We start from the raw sequence: 18801 nt of genomic DNA on the forward strand, positions 1-18801 counted from the left end.
TGATCTGGTGCCTTATGAATTGGCTTTTGAGCTATCCGGAGTATGACTGCGTAAAATTGCCGCTTTCTATACCTATTTATCAGGACATTGCACTTTTTTGAAAATGCTGACACGAATTGTAATCTGTCATGGATCATCGTTACAAGACTATGATCTACTGTGATCTATTACAATTCAGTGCGATTTATTGTTTTCAGGGAGGTAAAAATGATAGGCGAATTTACTGAAGAACAGATCCGGCGGTATTCAAGACACATTATACTGCAGGAAGTTGGCGGGAAAGGACAACACAAGTTACTAGCTTCAAAAGTGCTCTGTATAGGCGCAGGAGGGCTTGGATCTCCGATCATCCAATATCTGGCTGCTGCCGGGGTTGGAACTATCGGGATCGTTGATGATGATGTTGTTGACCTTAGTAATCTTCAAAGACAGGTCATACATGGCGGGAATGTCGATATTCCAAAAGTCGAATCTGCAAAGCAATATGTTGAAAATTTAAATCCCGATGTGAACGTCATCACTTATCGGGAAAGGATCGATCCTGATAATATCCTTGATATCATAAACGATTACGATATCGTAGTGGACGGTTCCGACAATTTTGCGACCCGTTATCTCGTAAACGATGCCTGTGTGCTTTCCAAAAAACCTCTTTCACATGGCAGTATTTTCCGTTTCGAAGGACAGGTAACGACCATTCTTCCCGATGAAGGTCCCTGTTACAGATGTCTCTTTGAGCATGCTCCACCTGCAGGAATGGTTCCAAGTTGTCAGGAAGCCGGGGTGTTCGGAGTACTTCCAGGCATCATCGGTGTCATTCAGGCAACCGAGGTTATCAAATACCTGCTGGGATTAGGTGAGATGTTGGTAGGCCGGCTTATATTCTATGATGCTTTCAACATGTCGTTCGATGAGATCAAGATACGTAAGAATCCTTCATGCCCGGTATGTGGTGAAGCTCCGTCCATAACATCAATTGAGGATGAGAACTACCAGGATGGAGGCGGGGTCTGTAGTATTGGATAAAATGATAAGGGGAATGACTGTATCAGGCTTTACGTAAGTATATGTTGAAAACGCCTCCCTTTTCTTCAACAGCAAGCAGTACATTCCCTGTCTTTTTTGCCCACGTGGCGATGTTTTGAGGTGTCATGGCTTCATTTGCTACTACCAGCAGCACCTCATTTGTTTCCAGCTCATCCATTATTTCTTTTGTTCTGATAAGTGGATACGGGCAGCACTGTCCTCTTACATCAAGTTCAAAGTCTGCTATTATTTTATCCATTTTGAATCAACCATAATTATTATCTGTTTAATATTGTATATATTCAATGAGGCAATATTTGTTATCACTATATTTCTATATTCTCCTTTTCTTTTCATCGGCACTTCTTACCGCAAACAGCGCTGTTATGTATATGGGAATATTTTACTAACATACTTCAATGCTCTAACAATTATGTAACGTTTAGAAAAAGCCTGCCATATTATTCTACCATATCATTAACGGAGGACAAGGATCCATGAAAATGCTAATGTTCGATACGGAATATTTTTGGTTTGAAACCTTCAGCAAGACCCTTGACCACGTAGATGATATTGAAAGAGAAGAAAAAATAGAGGACACAGCAGTTGTTTTCATCCACGTTGAAGCAGAGGATGAATTAAGAAAGAACAAAGTAGTAAAAAGTGCAGTAGCAAATCTGAAATGGTATCTCAATAAAGTAAATAAAAAAAGAATAGTCCTGCATTCATTCGCTCATCTTTCTTCAAGTAAATCCTCCCCTGAATTCGCAGTAGAGGTAATTTTAGCTATCAAAGAAAAGCTGGATAATAAAGGAATTGATGTTTACACTACTGCCTTTGGATACTTTTCAGAATTTTCGATCCACGTTCGTGGTGAGTCACTGGCAAAAGTGTTCAAAGAGATCTGAAGATACTTCCCATCTGTATTATTTTCTTTTTTTCTTCTTCCTTTTCATCATCCTCTTTTTCCTCATTCACCTCATTTTTAGTAAACAGTATGTTATTCTGAGTGCCAAAGTCTTCTAAAACATACCTATAATTAACAAAAAAACCATTCTCAAACATGTATGGGCGATGAGGGCGAACTTCCTGAAAGTGAAGGATTTGAAGAGTTGATAAGATATACTATTCCTGGATATGCCCTGGGTCTTATTGCAGGTATTTTCCTTGATATGCAGGGTTACCAGAGAAGTCCTGTGGGTCAATGGCTGGTCAGGACCCTTTCAGGAGAAGGCGAAAGCATACTGGAAGGTATCTATTCGATTCGCCAGCGCTTTCTTGGTGGCGCGAGTACAATGGCAGAAGCCTATGGCTGGGGGAAGCTATTTGGTCTAGCAGTTCCCTGGATAATCGATATTGCCAGTCGTCTTGCAGGTGTTAATGTATATGGTGTTGAGGGTTTCTATATCCCTTACTTCTATGCACTTAGTGACCAGATAGGAGCAAACATTTCCGGGATGCTTTTCCTGAAGAGAAAAGAAGGTACCTGGGTTGGAGCTGTCAATAAGTATGTACATCATCCGGTAATGGTTGCAAGTCTGGCAATAATTGTAACCGTGCCTTTCGGTCTTTTACTTTTACGCATATATGGCTTCAGCCCAACGACCCAAACCTTTACTGCCCTTGAGACCATTGTGGCAAATCTATGCTGGGTTCCACCTCTTGTGGGATGGTATGTGCAGAGAAAAAGAGAGTTCTGAGGATATTCTATGGCAAAAGATGACGTAAGTAAGATCGTTGAGAGGTATATTGCCTCCGGCAGATCTGAAAAGGATGTTGAAAGGAAAGAACATTATTTCAAGATGGCTTTACAGCTGCAGCCTAAAAATGTCCACGCATTGAACAATATGGCTCTTCTTTTACAGCAGCAACGCAAATTCAGAGGAGCTATAGATATTTATGAGAAGATCCTGAGCATAGGTGTTGTGGCAAGACCATATCCTGTATACTATAATATCTCACTTTGCCTGGAAAGCCTTGGTAACCTTGAAGGCGCAAAAACATACATAAACAGGGCCCTGGCAATAAAGCCTGATGATGAGATCTTCCTTGAATTAAAAGAAGAGATCATTGATCTTTTAAGTAGTGGCTCAAAGGAATCTGCTCCAAAGATAACTTCGAATACTCTGGAGGTCGGAGCAGTCTATGATGAATGGGATCCTCCGGCAGTTTCGACGCTTACGAGTCAGATATATTATGCTGACTGGAATGATTACAAGTATCATCGTGGATTGGGTGAGACAGATCTTCACGAAAAGGTTATCCGGGACAAACTGGAACAGCGGGTCTACTGCTGTAATGCATGTCGTTATTTCTCAGCAGGCACATGCAGGAAGAAAGGGAAGGTTGGCAGGAAAGTACTGCCGGATTCGATATGCAAGCAGTTTTTCCCAGCAAAACACTGATTTGTTTTATTTTTTTACTAAACCTATTATTATATTTTCTAGCATTCATATTTTATTTATTGGGGCGATTGCATTTTTTCTAAAAAACCCGTCCATTTATGGAAAGGTTTATCTATTAGGCAGTTATACTATAATTTGTCCTTAGAAGAGAACATTGAGACCATTCCTGAACACAACTACATAAACTATTGTACCACCAACATATTCCCCCACTCAAACTCAAAGTTCTCTTCTAGTGGTTCCATTCAAAAGATAGATATGTTAGAGGGGACTAACTTTTCCTTATAAGTGGTGCTCAATATGATCAATAAACATTTAATTCCAGATAGTTTTACGAATAGTCTTCTAAAAACTCCGGATTCAAATTTACCCGGACGTCTCTTTATGGTCTTTCTGTTGTTACTATCAGCATTTGCTCTTATAAGTCCGGTCTCTGCAGAGACGGTTGTGAGTCTCTCTCCTGATAACCAATCTGTGGAATTGGGTTCGGAAATTGTTGTTGATGTCTACATCGAGCCAGACATGCCTATATCCGGGGCACAGTTCGATCTATACTTTGATGGTTCTGTTCTTGATGTGAAAAGTGTATCAGAAGGAGACCTGTTTAGCAACACTGCTACTACTTTTTTCAGTGAAGGTACTGTTGACAATACAGCTGGGACCATCATATATGCATATAGTGTTCTTTTTGGAAAAGATGAGGTCACAAGTCCCGGCATACTTGCAACTATCGTTTTTAAAACAACAGGTTCTGGTCAATCCAACTTGCAGATTGCCAATGTTGTGGTAAGTAACTCCAGCGGAACAGCAATTCCAATATCGATTGAAAATGCTGTAGTGAGCATATCGGATACGTCTTCATCCGGAGGGAGTACTGATAGTGCTGGTTCAGGAAGTAGTGGGGGCGGAGGTGCCGGCGATTCAGGCGAGCAATTTGGGAATATTGAATTCAAAGATGTTACTGAAAGGAATGTTATTAAAGGAATGAATATGTCCTATCATTTCAATTCTCGCGAGAATCCGATTGTGAACGTAAACTTTACCCCACTAAAAAATTCAGGTTCTATAACCACAACGATTGAAGTTTTGAAGGATAGGTCTGCTCTTGTTCAAGATGATCCCGAGGGGCTTGTTTACAGGAATATGAACATATGGGTTGGGAAATACGGTTTTGCAACTCCTGCAAATATTGAAGCTATGGCAATTGGCTTCAGGGTTGAAAGTTCATGGATGGAGGCAAACGATGTTAATGCTTCTGCTATCAGGCTAAACAGACATTCTGATGGTAAATGGGAGGCTCTTCAAACCATATCCATGGGTGAAAAAGATGGTTATGTTTATTTTGAATCTTCAACTCCGGGTTTTTCGCCATTTGCAATAACTGCAGTTCCAGATTCGAGTGTAATATCAGATGATGTTTCTCTAGAGGATTCAACATCTGATGATAATGAAGATCAAACTCTGGATCAGAATATGATCTTAGTACTTTTTATTGTGTTTATGGTCCTGATTGTAAAGCGCGGCAGAGATCGGTGATCTCTGTCAACACCTTTTATACATTTATACTCTTCCTGGAATAAGGAGTGCAATAAAGCAGAAGAAGCCTATTAGGAGGTACATTGCATATGTTGCCTGCTTCTCTGTTAGGTTATAATAGTAAGGAAGTATCCATTTTAATGTGTATGGATTTGGAACTTCAGGTATACTATCTCCTCGATCTCCTCCAAATTTAGCTACCGGGAATTTCTTAACTTTCCAGTAAACGTAAGTTTGTTGTTTAGTAAAAAAAATAAAGATCCTGAAAATTCACATTAAGCTAAGGATAATTCAGTCAGTTCTGATTATACTGTCACTATTATAGGATTCTATTGCTGAAAGTGCGACTTTTAGTGCATGTTTTCCGTCAATGCCTGATTCGAGTGGTGTATCTCCTTCCCTCACACAGTTGATGAAATGTTCGAGTTCTTTTTGCAGTGGTTCAGCCTTCTCAACCTTTGCATTTCTGACCCATTTAGCATCATGGATCGTAACCGTCTGGTCAACGTAGTCCAGATAACCAACTCCCTCTACGCCAATAACTTCCATTTTCCTCACTTTGTGTGGGGTCAGCCAGTTAATGTTAACAACACCTGCCTGTTCATCACCAAATCTGAGCATTATGGAGGCATGATCTTCCTTTGGATGGATGTCTCTACCTGCAATAGCGTAGACTTCTGTGACATTGCAACCGTACATGTATGCTATGGCATCGATATCATGTACTCCGAGGTCGAGGATAATACCTACATCCCTTATTCTCGGGTTGTAGGGACCAACCCTTTTAGTGGTGATCGAGACTATTTTTCCAAGGAGCCCGCTATCGATTATCTCTTTCATTTTTGTTGTTGCAGGATTGAATCTCTCGATCTGTCCTACCATAAGGATAACTCCTGCCTTTTCGGCGGCTTCTATCATTATGTCGGCATTTTCAAGTGTATCTGCAATGGGCTTTTCTACAAGTACATCCGTATCTGAATTTATGGCATCCAATGTGACCTCTTTGTGGAGTGTGGTTGGAACGACAATACTTACTGCATCAAGATTCTCTTTTAAGAGCTCTTTGTGATTAGTGTAAGCTTTTATGCCATATTTTTCTGCCAGTTCTTCGACCCTGTATTTGTCAACATCGGATATTCCTACAAGTTCTACTCCTTCCATTTCGTTGTAGATTCTTACATGGTGCTGCCCCATAGCACCAACACCGATAACTCCTACACGTAACATTTTACATAACCCCCTCTATTACATTTTTTATTATCTTTTCAACATCTTTTTCTAAAACTCCCGGGTGTACCGGAAGTGAGATAACTTCCTTTGCTGCTTTTTCACATACTGGCAGATCGTAAGTGTATCCTGCTTCAATATATGTTGGCTGCATATGTATTGGTATCGGGTAATAGACACCGGTCCCGATGCCATTCTCATTCAGTTTTGTGATAAGATCATCGCGTGCTTCCGTCCTTATGGTATATTGGTGGAACATATGTTCACATCCTTTCCTGACAGTTGGAATGGTCACTCCACTTACATCTTTTAGTCCTTCTGAAAGGAGCTGTGCATTCTTCTGGCGTTTAAGATTGAACCCATCGATCTTTTTGAGCTGAACAAGACCAATTGCAGCTGCAATATCAGTCATTCTGAAATTATACCCTAACATCTCGTGCAGGTAACGTTCCTGTGAACCATGTGCACGTATCATTCTTGCTTTTCTGGCAACTTCGCTGTCATCGGTGGTTATTATTCCGCCTTCACCGGTAGTCATGTTCTTTGTAGGGTAGAAGCTGAATGCTCCTGTTCCGAAGGAACCCACTTTCTTACCATGGTAAGTTGCGCCATGAGCCTGGCATGCATCTTCAATAATGGCCAGATTGTGATCTTCTGCAATTTCATTTATCTGCTTCATCTCTGCTGGATGGCCGTAGAGGTGTACCGGCATCAGTGCCTTTGTATCTTTGGTTATACTATCCTCTATCAAACTTGTATCAATATTGAACGTTTCAGGCTCAATATCCACGAATACCGGCCTTGCACCGGTATACATGATACTGTTAGCAGTTGCTATGAAGCTAAAGGACGTTGTGATGACCTCATCGCCTTTACCTATCCCATGTGCCAGCAGTGCGGCATGAAGGGCAGCTGTTCCGGAGTTCACCGCGATCGCATGCTCTGTTCCGATATATTCTGCAAAAGCACTTTCAAACTCTGCAACACGTTTTCCTTCTGCGATGATCCCTGAAGCCAGCACCTCAGATACTGCATCTATTTCTTCATCTCCAAGATTGGGTTTTGCTATTGGAATCATAGTATCCTCTTCTATTTTTGGAATTTTCCTGATAAGTTCAGATTAGATCCTGTTTAGTGATCTCAGTTCTTCTGGAAGTTCTTCTATCTTTGCAGGGCAACCTATCGCAAGTTTCCATGGGGGGACTTCCCTTGTCACCAGCGCCCCACCTGCTATAAATGCACCTTCTCCAATCTCAACTCCGGGGAGTATGGTTGCATTTGCACCGATGGATGCTCCTTTTCGAATTATAGGGCCTTCAGGGTTGTATTCTTTACGAATTGGGTATTTATCATTTGCAAGTACTGCGCAAGGTCCGATGAAAACATTATCCTCTATCATCACATGGGTTGGAATATAGACGTTCCCCTGGATGCTGACATTATTGCCAATAGTTACATCTCCATCGATGATTACGTTTGTTCCTATCAGGACATTATTTCCAATAGTGGTGTTCTCACGTATCATACAGTTGTGTCCTGTCTTGAAGTTGCTACCTGTCCTGACATTATTGAAGATCGTTGTATTCGGTCTTATGAATGAGTTGGGGCCAATTTCACATCCCTGAAAATCAGAATCTTCGATGGTGGCATCACCCTCTACTATTCGGGAGAGGATCTTATGTTCCGGATATCCAAGTATAACGTTTTCAAGTACTACTGAATTATCTCCTATAGTGCTTGATCCATATATCTTGGCAGAAGAATGTATTTTTAAATTTATATTATTCAATATGAACTCCCCTGAATCTTATATGTCAGTAATATATTGATAATGTTTATGGTTTGTAACATATAGCATTTTGGAATTATTCTTTGAAATTGATAGTTTATTTGTTGGTGGCAGTTTTTCATCTGATAGACAATTTGCCTTTAACTTACACTTGTATTCAGTTGCAATGAGTGATTTTATATCGTTTCCATCCTCTGTGTCAATTATTATTTCAGCAGCAAAGTAAATTTATTATCTCAAAATCTCTAATGTTGCCAAATGCTTTATATGTATAAACTGCAATTTCCCCCTCTATGTTTACTATTCTGACAGGATCACAGTTTGGTGATGAAGGAAAAGGAAAGATCGTTGATCTGCTTTCAAAAGACTACGATCTTGTCGTCAGGTTCCAGGGTGGCGACAACGCTGGCCATACGGTAACAGTTGGCGAAGATGTCTATAAGCTACATTTGATACCTTCCGGGTTTTTACTTGATTCAAGGGTGCTGATAGGTCCGGGTACTGTCCTGAACCCTGAGGTTCTGGCAGAGGAGATCGATATGCTTGGAAAGGGTGGCGTTGATGTCCATTCCGATAAGCTTGGTATAGATGCTAAGACCAGTATCATTATGCCATATCATATTGAGCAGGACGGTCTTCGTGAATCTTCCCGTAAGGAGAAGATCGGCACTACTAAGAGGGGTATTGCTTTTGCTTATATGGACAAGATCGCGAGGGATGAGATCCGCATGGGAGACCTGGTCGATTCCGAGAAGCTCCTGAGCAGACTTTCAGAGATGGCTCCTTCCAAAGAGGCAGCTATCAGGGAACTTGGCGGGGATCCTTCAATTGTCACCGATAAGGAACTTATTGATAAGTATGTGAAACTTGGTCAGAGGTTAGCTCCTTATGTTACCGATGTGTCCTATGAAGTGAACAAAGGTATTGAAGATGGCAAGAACGTGATGGCTGAGGGTGCACAGGGCACTCATCTTGATGTTATCCACGGTACGCAGAAGTTTGTGACCTCTTCAAGCACTATTGCAGGTTCAGCATGTGCAAATCTTGGTGTTGGTCCTACTAAAGTGGATGAGGTTCTGGGTATTGTTAAAGCTTATATCACAAGGGTCGGAGAAGGTCCGCTTCCAACAGAGCTTGATGATGAGGCTGGCAAACATTTGCATGATGTGGGTCATGAGTTCGGTACTACTACCGGAAGGTCCCGCAGATGTGGCTGGTTCGATCTCCCGCTTTTGAAGAAGGCAATTTTCCTGAACGGCTACACAAGTGTCGCATTGACAAAACTGGATGTGCTGACGGGCCTTGAAATCAATAAAATATGTGTTGCCTATGAGCTTGATGGGGAAAGGCTGGATTATCCGCCTATTGATACTTCCGATCTTGACAGGTGCAAACCTGTTTATGAGGAGATGCCGGGCTGGTCTGATGATCTCACAGACGTCAAAAGCTATGCAGATGTTCCCGAACCTGCCCGCAACTATGTCGAGCGCCTTGAAGAATTGATGGGCGTACCCATTGAATACGTGTCCGTAGGACCCGGCAGGGAGCAGACTTTCGGGAAATAATGCTCCATTATCTATAATACCATGCATGAGTACAGGAGTATATGCGCAAACTGCCGAAACACGTATATACTAATCAATAAATTACAACCCTATTTCCATGCACACATTATGATAGATAATTATACTTGCTGGTAACAAGTTTACTGAATAAATCAACTACAAATAAAAATCCAATCGATACATTTCATTCCAAGGAGGATAAGATGACTACAGCATATGATGTTCCTGCTGCAAATATTATTGCAAAGGTGGCAGAGAAACTAAAAGAGAACGATCAGATCAATGCTCCCGTATGGGCAGCTCACGTTAAGACAGGTGTTCACAAAGAATTGCCACCTATTGATAATGAATGGTGGTACACCCGCTGTGCAGCTATCATGAGGACCATTTACATGGAAGGTCCTATCGGTGTGGAGAGATTAAGGTCTGTCTATGGCGGTAAGAAGAGGAGAGGCGCAAACCCATCCAAGAAAGCAAAAGGAAGCGGTTCTGTCGCAAGGGAAGTAGCTCAGCAGCTCGAAAATGCAGGCTTTGTCCGCAAGTTGAAGAGCGGAAGGGTAATCGCTCCTGCTGGCCAGTCACTGCTTGACAATATGGCAGTAGAGGTCAAGAACGAGCTTGTCGAAACAATTCCAGAACTTGCAAAGTACTGAATGGGTGTTAAGGGAGTTGATCTCCCATCCTGCTCAGATACATAACAATTGCTATACAATTGCTATATAATGGTTCTATCAGGGCCATTTATAATAAAATCGGAAAGGACGTGATGAAGTAATGGTGGACGATATTGATGCTATCCGGAGAAAGAGGCTTGCTGAAATGCAGCAGCAGCAACAGCAGGCTGCTCCTCAAATGGAAAATGATGCACAAGCCGCATACCAGCAGCAACAGGCACAGGCTGAAAGGGATGCCCAGGTCCAGGCGGTCCTTCGTCAGATCATGACCCCTGAGGCGCGCGAGAGGCTAACTCGCCTGAAATTATCACGCAAGGAACTGGCTGAACAGCTTGAATCCCAGCTTGTGATGCTCGCTCAAAGTGGTCGTCTGCAGTCAATGATCGATGATGATAAGCTAAAAGTACTTCTTTCACAGATGCAGCCCAAAAAACGTGAACCAACTATCACACGCATGTGAACATGAAAGCTCAGGTATTGTTCAGTGGAGGAAAAGATAGTTCATTGTCGGCAATATTGCTTGACCCCTTCTTTGATGTCGAACTTGTGACCTGCAGTTTCTCGATCCTTCCGGTTGGAGAAGTTGCAAAGGTTGCTGCAGATGAGCTGGGTTATTCCCACAGGGTACTGGAACTTGACAGAGGCATATTGGAATCCGCTTTGGATATCATAATAGATGATGGTTATCCAAGGAACGCTATCAATCACATACACAAGACCGTGATCGAGACACTTGCAAAGGAAGATGATGTCTCTTTGATCGCGGATGGTGTCAGGCGCGACGATCGTGTTCCAAAACTAACCGATGCAGAAGTTCGAAGCATAGAGGACCGGTTCGGTGTAAGTTACATATGCCCTCTCCATGGCTATGGTAGAAGTGCCGTTAATTTGCTGGTGGGCCGGTATCTGGTGATCGAAGAAGGTCAAAGTGACAGTATTGCAAAAGCAGACTATGAAACTGAGCTTCGTGAACTGATAAGGCAGCAATATGGTGATGAAAAAGTACTTGAAATATTTCCGGAGCATGTTCAATCAAGGGTTATCAGGCGTGTCTGATGGTCTGATGATGTTTTGGATGAGCAATTTGATAAGCAATTTGTTATGTGAAGGCAGGAATCTATCGTACGTAGATTAATATTTTATAGGATAATCGATTTATAGACGCAAATCTTTTAGATTGGCGTTACAATTAATCAATTCACAGGTGAGATAAGTGAGCCACAATACAAAAGGACAGAAAATAAGGTTGGCAAAGGCGCACAACCAGAATCAGCGCGTTCCAACCTGGGTTATCATAAAGACTAACAGACACGTTGTTAGCCACCCTAAGAGAAGACACTGGAGAAGAAATAGTTTAGATGTAAAGTAAGGTGATGACAATGGTAGAAGACGCGGTAAAGGAACAGATCTACACCATTCCACTTCGTCAAGCAAAGCTTGCACCAAGGTGGAAACGTTCCAACAGGGCAGTTTTACTTATCAGGAAGTATCTGATAAGACACATGAAGGCAGAACCTTCACAGATCAAGATCGATGCTTCCATCAACCACAAGGTTTGGGAGAAAGGTTCTCAGAAACCACCATCTTCAATACGCATTCGTGCAGCTAAGTTCGAAGATGGGGAAGTTCAGGCAGAACTTGCCTGATCCTTCTTTCGATGATGGATAATATTCAACAAAAGTATAAGGACAATAATGATCAAAACAGTGAACATTTACGACAATCCCGTTTTAGGGGTTTTTGCCACATGCACTGAGGATGTGGCAGTTGTTCCTATTGGTACAACTAAGAAGGTCATTGATCTGGTTGCAGAACTGCTTGATGTCAGGGTTATCTCTACACTGGTAAATGGCAGTACTGTTATAGGTTCCCTTTCCAGGGGCAACTCTAATGGTTTTTTACTATCCAGGGATGCCAGTGTCAACGATCTGAAAGAAGTTGATGTCCCTGTGGAAGTGCTTCCAGACAGGCTTACTGCAACTGGAAACGTGATATTGGCAAATGATACGGCTGCACTGGTGCATCCGGATATCAGTGACAGATCCATGGAAGTTATATCAAGGGTTCTTGGTGTGGATGTTCACAGAGGCACAATTGCAGGCCTCGGTACGGTTGGAATGTCTGGCGTAGCCACTAACAAGGGACTTCTGGTTCACCCAATGGTGACGCAGGAGGAACTTGCTCATATTGAGGAAGTGTTCGGACTTTCTGTGGATGTGGGAACTACAAATTATGGTTCACAGGCCGTAGGTTCCGGATTACTGGCCAACTCGAAAGGGTATGTGGCAGGTTCCAATACAACAGGACATGAGCTAGGTAGGATAGAGGATGCTCTGTTCTTTGCTTGATCATATTATTGTCTAAAATAAAAATTATAAAACAGGTGATTCCGTATGCAGAATTATGTTGTCAAAGGCACATTCAAAGCAGGTCATTCTTGGGAAAATTTCACTAAGACCGTTGAGAGCCAGAACGAGAAGAACGCTCGTGATAAGACGTATTCCACTTTCGGCAGTAAACATGGTATTAACAGATCATTGATCAAGATCGATAGTGTCGTAGAGGCGTGAGGCACATGTCAGAAGTAAGTGAGCAGGATGTGAGAAATCTCGCAGTTCAGCATCGCGAGCTCCAGAATCAGGCAGAATCTCTGCAACAGCAGATGGGAATGGTTCAGATGTCCATCGAGGATTGCACACGTGCAATAGGAACTCTCGAGGAACTTGAGGCTGTTTCCGGCAGTATCAACACGATGCTTCCTCTTGGAGGCGGGACTTTCGTACATGCAAATGTCGCTAACGTCGAGAAGGTCGTTGTAAGTGTTGGTGCAGGTATAAGCGTGGAGAAATCCCCTGCTGAAGCAAAGGAACTCCTTAATCAGCGCAAAGAAGAGCTAAGTAAAGTAGTTGAACGCTTGAATGGATCAATTGCTCAGGTCGGACAGCGTATCCAGTCCATAGAATCAATGGCTGGTAACAGAAGTCCGCAGTGATCCTGTTCATGAAGTTCTGATACTCTTTTTATTTTTATTATTTTAAGGATGAGTTTGCGTGTTCAATAAACTCAAGGATAAACTCAGTAATTTCAAACAATCGATCGGAAAGACGATCGATGAGAAAGCAGTTGATCTTGAAGAGCCGGTGGTAGAGTCTGTTGAAGTGCCAGCTGAAGAGTTGGTTGCCGAACCGATCGAAGAGTCCGTCATTCCGGAGGAAATAACTTCCACTCCTGAAGCTTCAACTACTCCTGCAGCCCAGCCTGAAGCAAAACTATCATTCAAGCAGAAGATAGGTTTTGCCCAAAAGGCAAAGGCCCTTGTTTTCGAACGAGAGGTCATACTGGATGAGGATGATATCAGCGATTCCCTCTGGGAACTGGAAATGGCATTGCTTGAAAGTGATATTGCTATTACAGTTGCTGAAGCCATTGTCGAAGCCGTCAAGGCAGAACTCGTGGGCAGCCGTAAAAAGATCGGAAGTAATACAGGTGAACTTGTGGAACAGGCGCTAAGGACTGCGATCTACAATGTGATGTCTGCCAATGTTTTCGACCTGGATGAATATATCGAGAAGGCTGAAAAGCCTGTTCATATAGTTTTCATTGGGGTCAACGGAACCGGCAAGACCACCACTATCTCCAAGATGGCAAAACGTCTGAAAGACATGAAATATTCTGTTGTCATTGCAGCAGGGGACACTTTCAGGGCAGGAGCCATTGACCAGATCGCTATCCATGCAGAACGAATCGGTGTAAAACTGATAAAACATCAGGAAGGCGGCGACCCTGCAGCTGTTGTCTATGATGCGGTACAGCATGCAAAGGCCAACAATGTGGATGTAATTCTTTCTGATACCGCGGGCAGGATGCACACCAATGTGAATCTCATGGCACAGCTTGAAAAGGTCTGCCGTGTAAGCACTCCTGACCTTATCATCTTTGTTGATGAAGCCGTTGCAGGCAATGATGCTGTAGAGCGTGCAGAGCAGTTCAATGCTGCTGTCCCTATCGATGGGTCCATACTGACAAAAACAGATGCAGATTCAAAAGGTGGCGCAGCGATCTCCATCGCATATATCACCGGAAAACCTATCCTGTTCCTTGGAATGGGTCAGGGATATGATGATCTGATAAAATTTGATCCGCAATGGTTTGTGGACCAGTTGTTCGAATGAACAAAATTTAATGAGCAAATTTAAAAGAACAACATTAAATGAACAAAAAAGGTCTTTGAAGATATCAAGGACCTTCTTTATTTCATCATTTGGATCTATTTTATTTTGTATTAATTAATTTAGTCTATATTAATTTATATTATTTTCACATCATTTTATATTCATCAATCGACCTTACACCCGCTTTTAATATCATGTGCAAGTTCTTCAAGTCGTTCGTTAACATTGTCTCCGGATGCGATAATGTCCACGAAAGCAGATCCCACAATGACGCCATCGGCTCCTGCTGCAACCACTTTTGAAGCCTGTTCTCCGTTCGAGATCCCAAATCCGACTGCTTTTGGTATGTCAGTCTTCACTCTGGAAAGTATTTGTGCAGTAGCATCTGTGACATCGGAACGTGCTCCTGTAACACCAAGTCTTGATACAATGTAGACAAAGCCGGAACTTTTTTCCAGTAACATCTTTATTCTCTCATCTGTGGTAACAGGTGCTATCAGGAAGATCAGGTCTACGCCGTTAGTAGAACATGATCTTGCAAGATCTTCACTTTCCTCTGCAGGCAGGTCTGGTACTATAAGTCCGCTAATGCCGGAATTTACACAATCGGTCACAAATTTGTCAAGACCCCGCTGGAATATCAGATTATAGTATGTCATGCAGACAAGAGGGACATCAACATCAAGGGATGCAACAAGCTCAAAATACCTGTCAGGGTCCATTCCAGCTTCCAGTGCCCTTTCGGATGCTTCCTGTATTGTAGGTCCGTCTGCAACAGGGTCTGAAAAAGGTAATCCCAGCTCGATAATATCCGCACCGCCTTTTATAAGTGCATCAACGATCGCTGGTGTTGCCTCAATATTTGGATCACCTGCGCAAACATATGCCAGTAACGCAGCTTCATTCCTGGAACTAAGCTCATTGAATTTAGTAGATAATTTCATTTCACTCACCCCTGTCGATCTTTCGAACGGCTTCAAGGTCTTTGTCTCCCCTTCCTGAAAGGTTGATCACCACAAGCTCACCAAGCTCTCCTGATTCTGCTGCTTCCATGACATGAGCAACCGCGTGTGAGGATTCCAGTGCCGGGATGATGCCTTCCATAAGGCTTAGTTCGTGGAATGCCTTGAGTGCCATATCATCATTTGCCACACGTGGCGTAAGTCTGCCGATATCTGAAAGATGTGCCAGCTCCGGTCCAACTCCGGAATAGTCCAATCCGGCAGAAACAGAACTGGATTCCAGGATCTGTCCATGCTTGTCCTGCAGGATGCGTGTACAAGCCCCCTGAAGAACTCCTTCCTCTCCCACGGACAGTGAAGCAGAGTGCAGTGCGGCTCCTTTTGTATATTTCATGCCGCTACCTCCGGCTTCTACAGCGACGAGCTTCACATCCTTCTCTTCAATAAATGAATGGAAGATTCCCATGGCATTACTGCCGCCCCCTGTGCAGGCTACAATGGAATCGGGGTAACGACCTTCCTTCTCCATTATCTGCTGTTTGACCTCCTTTCCTATCACACTCTGGAAATCCCTGACCATCATTGGGTATGGGTGGGGTCCCACGACAGAGCCTATCAGGTAGTGTGTGTCCTCTACATTTGAGACCCAGTCCCGTAAAGCTTCATTAATTGCATCTTTGAGCGTCTTTGAACCGGATTCCACAGGATGTACCTCAGCTCCCATAAGTTCCATGCGATAAACATTCATTCGCTGCCTCACGGTATCTTTTGCTCCCATGTAAACGTGGGTCTGGAATCCCATGTTCGTGCCTGCCATGGCCGTTGCAGTTCCATGCTGGCCTGCACCGGTCTCAGCTACAAGTCTTGTTTTTCCCATGTATTTTGCAAGCAATGCCTGACCGATGGTATTGTTCAGCTTGTGCGCACCACCATGTACGAGATCCTCTCTTTTCAGGTAGATCTTAACACCGTACCTCTTGCTCATGTTCTTTGCATGATATAACGGAGTCTCACGCCCGGCAAAGTCCTTGAGGTAATAATCCAGTTCCTTCAGGAATTCGGGATCGTTCTTGTATCTTTCATATCCTTCCTCAAGTTCCTCAAGTGCAGGCATAAGTATCTCTGGGACGAATTGTCCTCCATACTTGCCATACTTTGGTCCACTCATATAATTTCCTCCTAATTATCAATTGTATCTTAGTCAAGAGCATCAACAAGCTCTTTCGTCTTGTTGTAAATATCGTCATTTTTCACTATGGATGTTCCAATGAGTATCGCATCGGCACCAGCTGAAATCATCCTTCTCACATCATCTGCATTATGGACTCCGCTCTCACTTATGATGAGATGTTCAGTATCGCTTATGCGATCGTGTTCCTTTATGATCGGTATAAGTTCTTCTGTCGTTGCAATGTCCACTTGCATTGTTGTAAGGTTCCTGTTGTTAATTCCAATGATCCTTGCTGAGGTATCAAGCGCATTTAGCAGTTCTTCCTTATTGTGCACCTCTACCAGAGGTTCAAATCCCTTTGAACGGGCATGCTGGATGAATTCTTCAAGTTTCTCATTTAGAAGTCCTGCGATAAGCAGGATCAGATCACTTTTAACCTCATCGAACTGGATCTTATCAATTATAAAATCCTTCCTGAGAACGGGCAATGATATATTTTTCCTAACTTCCATCAGGTTGTCGATGGATCCATCAAAAAATTCAGGTTCAGTTAGAACGGAGATCGCAACAGCACCGGCCTTTTCCATTTCTGTGGCTATTCTTTTTGCTTCTGTCGGATCTATTTCTCTTATTTTCATAGAAGGGGATGCTGGCTTTACCTCGGAAATGATCGGAGCTTTTCCTTTCTGTTTTTTCGATAATATCGAGTCGATTATCTTTTGCGTATTGGGGGTGAAACTTTCCAGTGGGGTTTCATTATTCTTGATCTTATAGAGTTCTTTGACCCTATTTTCAGTTGAATTGATAATTTCATGTATTGCGGAATGCATAATAACCACTTATGTACAACAATGCTCAATGATGTACATAAGTTTAATGGTATATACGTTTTGCGGATTATGGAAGACGTTCAAGCATTGTCTGCATCTTCTTTGTCCTTTTGTAGAACACCGAAGTTTCCTTTATAAAGTTTGCAGCTATAAGTCCTTTGTCTGTAATGACGTACCCACCACGCTGTACTTTTTCAGCAAGGCCTTCAAACTGGAAAACAGTTTTCATCTTGCTCCCAATGCTTCCGCGATCGGCAACCTTGTCAGTATATTTTCTGATCTCCGCAAATTCTGTGATTTCCCCCTCATTCTTCTTCAGTACCAGCAGGATAATACGATATTGAATGTCTCCTGGTCCCTGGTTGATGCCAAGTGACTGATAAAACTCAGCAACCTTTTTCTCAAAATCCAAATTGATCTTGTCAGGCATTTACATCTACCTCAGGATCAAACTCGTCCATTTCATCGTAGGGTTCGTAATGCTTTTCTTCGATCCCAAGTCTTTCCTGCAGTGTAAGTGGGGGGAAATAGGAGAGGTATGCTAAGATCGATCCGATCAGGACGAATATCCTTGCAGCAAGTTGCATTACATCGATGTTCGTGATCATATCTACAAGCATGAAATCTATAACAAAGGATATTGAGACCAGTAATAGTGTTGTATGGTAAAGTTGCTTCTTCGAAACCTTCCTGAGGAATATTAATGTCATGATTCCCAAGATCATGGCGGTTGGCAGTATGAACAATCCTGTAAGGTATATATTGATGGCAATGTCACTATTTACAGTGATGAGGGATGACCAGTATGAAACTCGTGGTTCCATTACTCCCTGGCTGAATAGCAGCATCAGATATGCTAATCCAAAAATGGAGAAAATTAATCCGATAAATCTGCTTGTCTGTTTATTACCTGTAAGAATATACATTAAAATATATGCCAATGGTACGGAAATAAATGCGAAGGGTATTGCTGCTACATAGTACACAGACATATCAAGTTCTGTATTATTTGCGTAAGCAGCTATCATGCGAAATGCTGTGAATAAATATGTTATCGCCACAAGTGACCATAGCGATATCAATGCTCTGAGCGAGGGTTTTGTTCTATCGTTCCATAACGACTTATTTCTTGTGATCACTGCTGCGAATGTTAAACAGATAATTGCAATAGCAAAGCAGATCGTAGTATTTAGGAGCAGTCCTGCACTCATCCTATTCCTCTTTTTTAAACGAATAATGACTTTTTAACATGAATATATTCATACTGTTTAATATGGGTATGGTTTTTGTTTGAAATTTCCAACCGGAGGTTATTTATACCACATATCTCATACTCATTATGATAATAATGCCTTTAAGTACTATATAGCATTGTTTGTTAGGGATAAAGCCCGGACAAATACGTTATTGAGTATTTGATGCCAACCCATAACTCGTAATTTGG

Annotated in this window: 25 protein-coding genes; 15 read left to right on the forward strand and 10 right to left on the reverse strand. The window is 42.4% G+C overall.

The window, feature by feature from the left end; all coding sequences use genetic code 11:
• Nucleotides 1-207 precede the first annotated feature (207 nt).
• Nucleotides 208-1026, forward strand: coding sequence for a molybdopterin-synthase adenylyltransferase MoeB (gene moeB / locus BMX02_RS06815; protein WP_091689950.1), 819 nt, complete (start codon nucleotides 208-210; stop codon nucleotides 1024-1026).
• 22 nt (nucleotides 1027-1048) lie between these two features.
• Here the strand turns inward: moeB and BMX02_RS06820 are convergent, their stop codons facing one another.
• Nucleotides 1049-1285 (reverse strand): sulfurtransferase TusA family protein, encoded by a 237-nt coding sequence (locus BMX02_RS06820; protein WP_091689951.1) that lies wholly within the window; start codon nucleotides 1283-1285, stop codon nucleotides 1049-1051.
• Nucleotides 1286-1523: 238 nt separating this feature from the next.
• Here BMX02_RS06820 and BMX02_RS06825 point away from each other — a divergent pair, with 238 nt between their 5' ends.
• On the forward strand, nucleotides 1524-1934 hold the full coding sequence (locus BMX02_RS06825; RefSeq protein ID WP_091689952.1) for a threonyl-tRNA synthetase editing domain-containing protein: 411 nt from the start codon (nucleotides 1524-1526) through the stop codon (nucleotides 1932-1934).
• On the opposite strand, the gene BMX02_RS11870 is transcribed toward BMX02_RS06825, so the two are convergent.
• The gene (locus BMX02_RS11870) at nucleotides 1921-2091 is read right to left on the reverse strand and encodes a hypothetical protein (RefSeq protein WP_167879267.1); all 171 of its coding nucleotides are present in this window, start codon (nucleotides 2089-2091) and stop codon (nucleotides 1921-1923) included. The two genes, BMX02_RS06825 and BMX02_RS11870, sit on opposite strands and share 14 nt — an antisense overlap.
• 2 nt (nucleotides 2092-2093) lie before the next feature.
• Here BMX02_RS11870 and BMX02_RS06830 point away from each other — a divergent pair, with 2 nt between their 5' ends.
• The 3 genes from BMX02_RS06830 (at nucleotide 2094) to BMX02_RS06840 (ending at nucleotide 4967) form a co-directional block, all read left to right on the forward strand.
• Nucleotides 2094-2726, forward strand: coding sequence for a hypothetical protein (locus BMX02_RS06830; protein WP_091689953.1), 633 nt, complete (start codon nucleotides 2094-2096; stop codon nucleotides 2724-2726).
• A gap of 9 nt (nucleotides 2727-2735) precedes the next feature.
• Entirely contained in the window at nucleotides 2736-3431 is a 696-nt protein-coding gene (locus tag BMX02_RS06835; protein ID WP_091689954.1) for a tetratricopeptide repeat protein, read from the forward strand.
• A gap of 300 nt (nucleotides 3432-3731) precedes the next feature.
• Complete coding sequence (locus tag BMX02_RS06840) at nucleotides 3732-4967, forward strand: PGF-pre-PGF domain-containing protein (RefSeq protein ID WP_091689955.1); 1236 nt, start codon at nucleotides 3732-3734, stop codon at nucleotides 4965-4967.
• Nucleotides 4968-5258: 291 nt separating this feature from the next.
• Here BMX02_RS06840 and BMX02_RS06850 read toward each other — a convergent pair whose 3' ends face one another.
• Genes BMX02_RS06850 through BMX02_RS06860 form a run of 3 tightly spaced genes read right to left on the reverse strand, consistent with a single transcriptional unit; the run spans nucleotide 5259 to nucleotide 7983 of the window.
• Nucleotides 5259-6194, reverse strand: a complete 936-nt coding sequence (locus BMX02_RS06850) for a UDP-N-acetylglucosamine 3-dehydrogenase (RefSeq protein WP_091689956.1) — start codon at nucleotides 6192-6194, stop codon at nucleotides 5259-5261.
• Nucleotide 6195: 1 nt separating this feature from the next.
• Nucleotides 6196-7272: a DegT/DnrJ/EryC1/StrS family aminotransferase gene (locus BMX02_RS06855; RefSeq protein WP_091689957.1), complete on the reverse strand. Its 1077-nt coding sequence runs from the start codon at nucleotides 7270-7272 to the stop codon at nucleotides 6196-6198.
• 42 nt (nucleotides 7273-7314) lie between these two features.
• On the reverse strand, nucleotides 7315-7983 hold the full coding sequence (locus BMX02_RS06860) for an acyltransferase (protein ID WP_091689958.1): 669 nt from the start codon (nucleotides 7981-7983) through the stop codon (nucleotides 7315-7317).
• A gap of 293 nt (nucleotides 7984-8276) precedes the next feature.
• Between BMX02_RS06860 and BMX02_RS06865 the strand changes: the two genes are divergently transcribed.
• From BMX02_RS06865 to ftsY, 10 genes are all read left to right on the forward strand, one after another.
• Nucleotides 8277-9548, forward strand: coding sequence for an adenylosuccinate synthase (locus tag BMX02_RS06865; RefSeq protein ID WP_091689959.1), 1272 nt, complete (start codon nucleotides 8277-8279; stop codon nucleotides 9546-9548).
• A 203-nt stretch (nucleotides 9549-9751) separates the two neighbouring features.
• Complete coding sequence (locus BMX02_RS06870) at nucleotides 9752-10201, forward strand: 30S ribosomal protein S19e (RefSeq protein WP_091689960.1); 450 nt, start codon at nucleotides 9752-9754, stop codon at nucleotides 10199-10201.
• Between the two features lie 121 nt (nucleotides 10202-10322).
• Nucleotides 10323-10682 (forward strand): DNA-binding protein, encoded by a 360-nt coding sequence (locus tag BMX02_RS06875; protein ID WP_091689961.1) that lies wholly within the window; start codon nucleotides 10323-10325, stop codon nucleotides 10680-10682.
• Nucleotides 10683-10684: 2 nt separating this feature from the next.
• Nucleotides 10685-11278 carry a DUF7411 family protein gene (locus BMX02_RS06880; RefSeq protein ID WP_091689962.1) on the forward strand — a complete coding sequence of 198 codons (594 nt, stop codon included), beginning with the start codon at nucleotides 10685-10687 and terminating at the stop codon, nucleotides 11276-11278.
• Nucleotides 11279-11435: 157 nt separating this feature from the next.
• Nucleotides 11436-11591 (forward strand): 50S ribosomal protein L39e, encoded by a 156-nt coding sequence (locus BMX02_RS06885; protein WP_081955742.1) that lies wholly within the window; start codon nucleotides 11436-11438, stop codon nucleotides 11589-11591.
• A 10-nt stretch (nucleotides 11592-11601) separates the two neighbouring features.
• Nucleotides 11602-11868 (forward strand): 50S ribosomal protein L31e, encoded by a 267-nt coding sequence (locus tag BMX02_RS06890; protein WP_091689963.1) that lies wholly within the window; start codon nucleotides 11602-11604, stop codon nucleotides 11866-11868.
• Nucleotides 11869-11916: 48 nt separating this feature from the next.
• On the forward strand, nucleotides 11917-12570 hold the full coding sequence (locus BMX02_RS06895; protein WP_091689964.1) for a translation initiation factor IF-6: 654 nt from the start codon (nucleotides 11917-11919) through the stop codon (nucleotides 12568-12570).
• A 45-nt stretch (nucleotides 12571-12615) separates the two neighbouring features.
• Nucleotides 12616-12792, forward strand: coding sequence for a 50S ribosomal protein L18Ae (rpl18a, locus tag BMX02_RS06900; protein WP_091689965.1), 177 nt, complete (start codon nucleotides 12616-12618; stop codon nucleotides 12790-12792).
• Nucleotides 12793-12797: 5 nt separating this feature from the next.
• Complete coding sequence (gene pfdA / locus BMX02_RS06905) at nucleotides 12798-13214, forward strand: prefoldin subunit alpha (protein WP_091689966.1); 417 nt, start codon at nucleotides 12798-12800, stop codon at nucleotides 13212-13214.
• A gap of 58 nt (nucleotides 13215-13272) precedes the next feature.
• On the forward strand, nucleotides 13273-14394 hold the full coding sequence (gene ftsY / locus BMX02_RS06910; protein ID WP_091689967.1) for a signal recognition particle-docking protein FtsY: 1122 nt from the start codon (nucleotides 13273-13275) through the stop codon (nucleotides 14392-14394).
• Nucleotides 14395-14558: 164 nt separating this feature from the next.
• Here the strand turns inward: ftsY and trpA are convergent, their stop codons facing one another.
• The 5 genes from trpA to BMX02_RS06935 form a co-directional block, all read right to left on the reverse strand.
• Nucleotides 14559-15338, reverse strand: a complete 780-nt coding sequence (trpA, locus tag BMX02_RS06915; protein WP_091689968.1) for a tryptophan synthase subunit alpha — start codon at nucleotides 15336-15338, stop codon at nucleotides 14559-14561.
• Nucleotide 15339: 1 nt separating this feature from the next.
• The gene (gene trpB, locus BMX02_RS06920) at nucleotides 15340-16524 is read right to left on the reverse strand and encodes a tryptophan synthase subunit beta (protein ID WP_091689969.1); all 1185 of its coding nucleotides are present in this window, start codon (nucleotides 16522-16524) and stop codon (nucleotides 15340-15342) included.
• A 29-nt stretch (nucleotides 16525-16553) separates the two neighbouring features.
• Nucleotides 16554-17357: an indole-3-glycerol-phosphate synthase gene (locus BMX02_RS06925; protein ID WP_091689970.1), complete on the reverse strand. Its 804-nt coding sequence runs from the start codon at nucleotides 17355-17357 to the stop codon at nucleotides 16554-16556.
• Nucleotides 17358-17424: 67 nt separating this feature from the next.
• Nucleotides 17425-17787, reverse strand: coding sequence for a hypothetical protein (locus BMX02_RS06930; protein ID WP_091689971.1), 363 nt, complete (start codon nucleotides 17785-17787; stop codon nucleotides 17425-17427).
• Entirely contained in the window at nucleotides 17780-18568 is a 789-nt protein-coding gene (locus BMX02_RS06935) for a hypothetical protein (protein ID WP_091689972.1), read from the reverse strand. Before BMX02_RS06935 ends, BMX02_RS06930 begins: the two co-directional genes overlap by 8 nt.
• Nucleotides 18569-18801: the final 233 nt, after the last annotated feature.

The sequence above is a fragment of the Methanococcoides vulcani genome (assembly GCF_900111645.1).
Lineage (GTDB): Archaea > Halobacteriota > Methanosarcinia > Methanosarcinales > Methanosarcinaceae > Methanococcoides > Methanococcoides vulcani.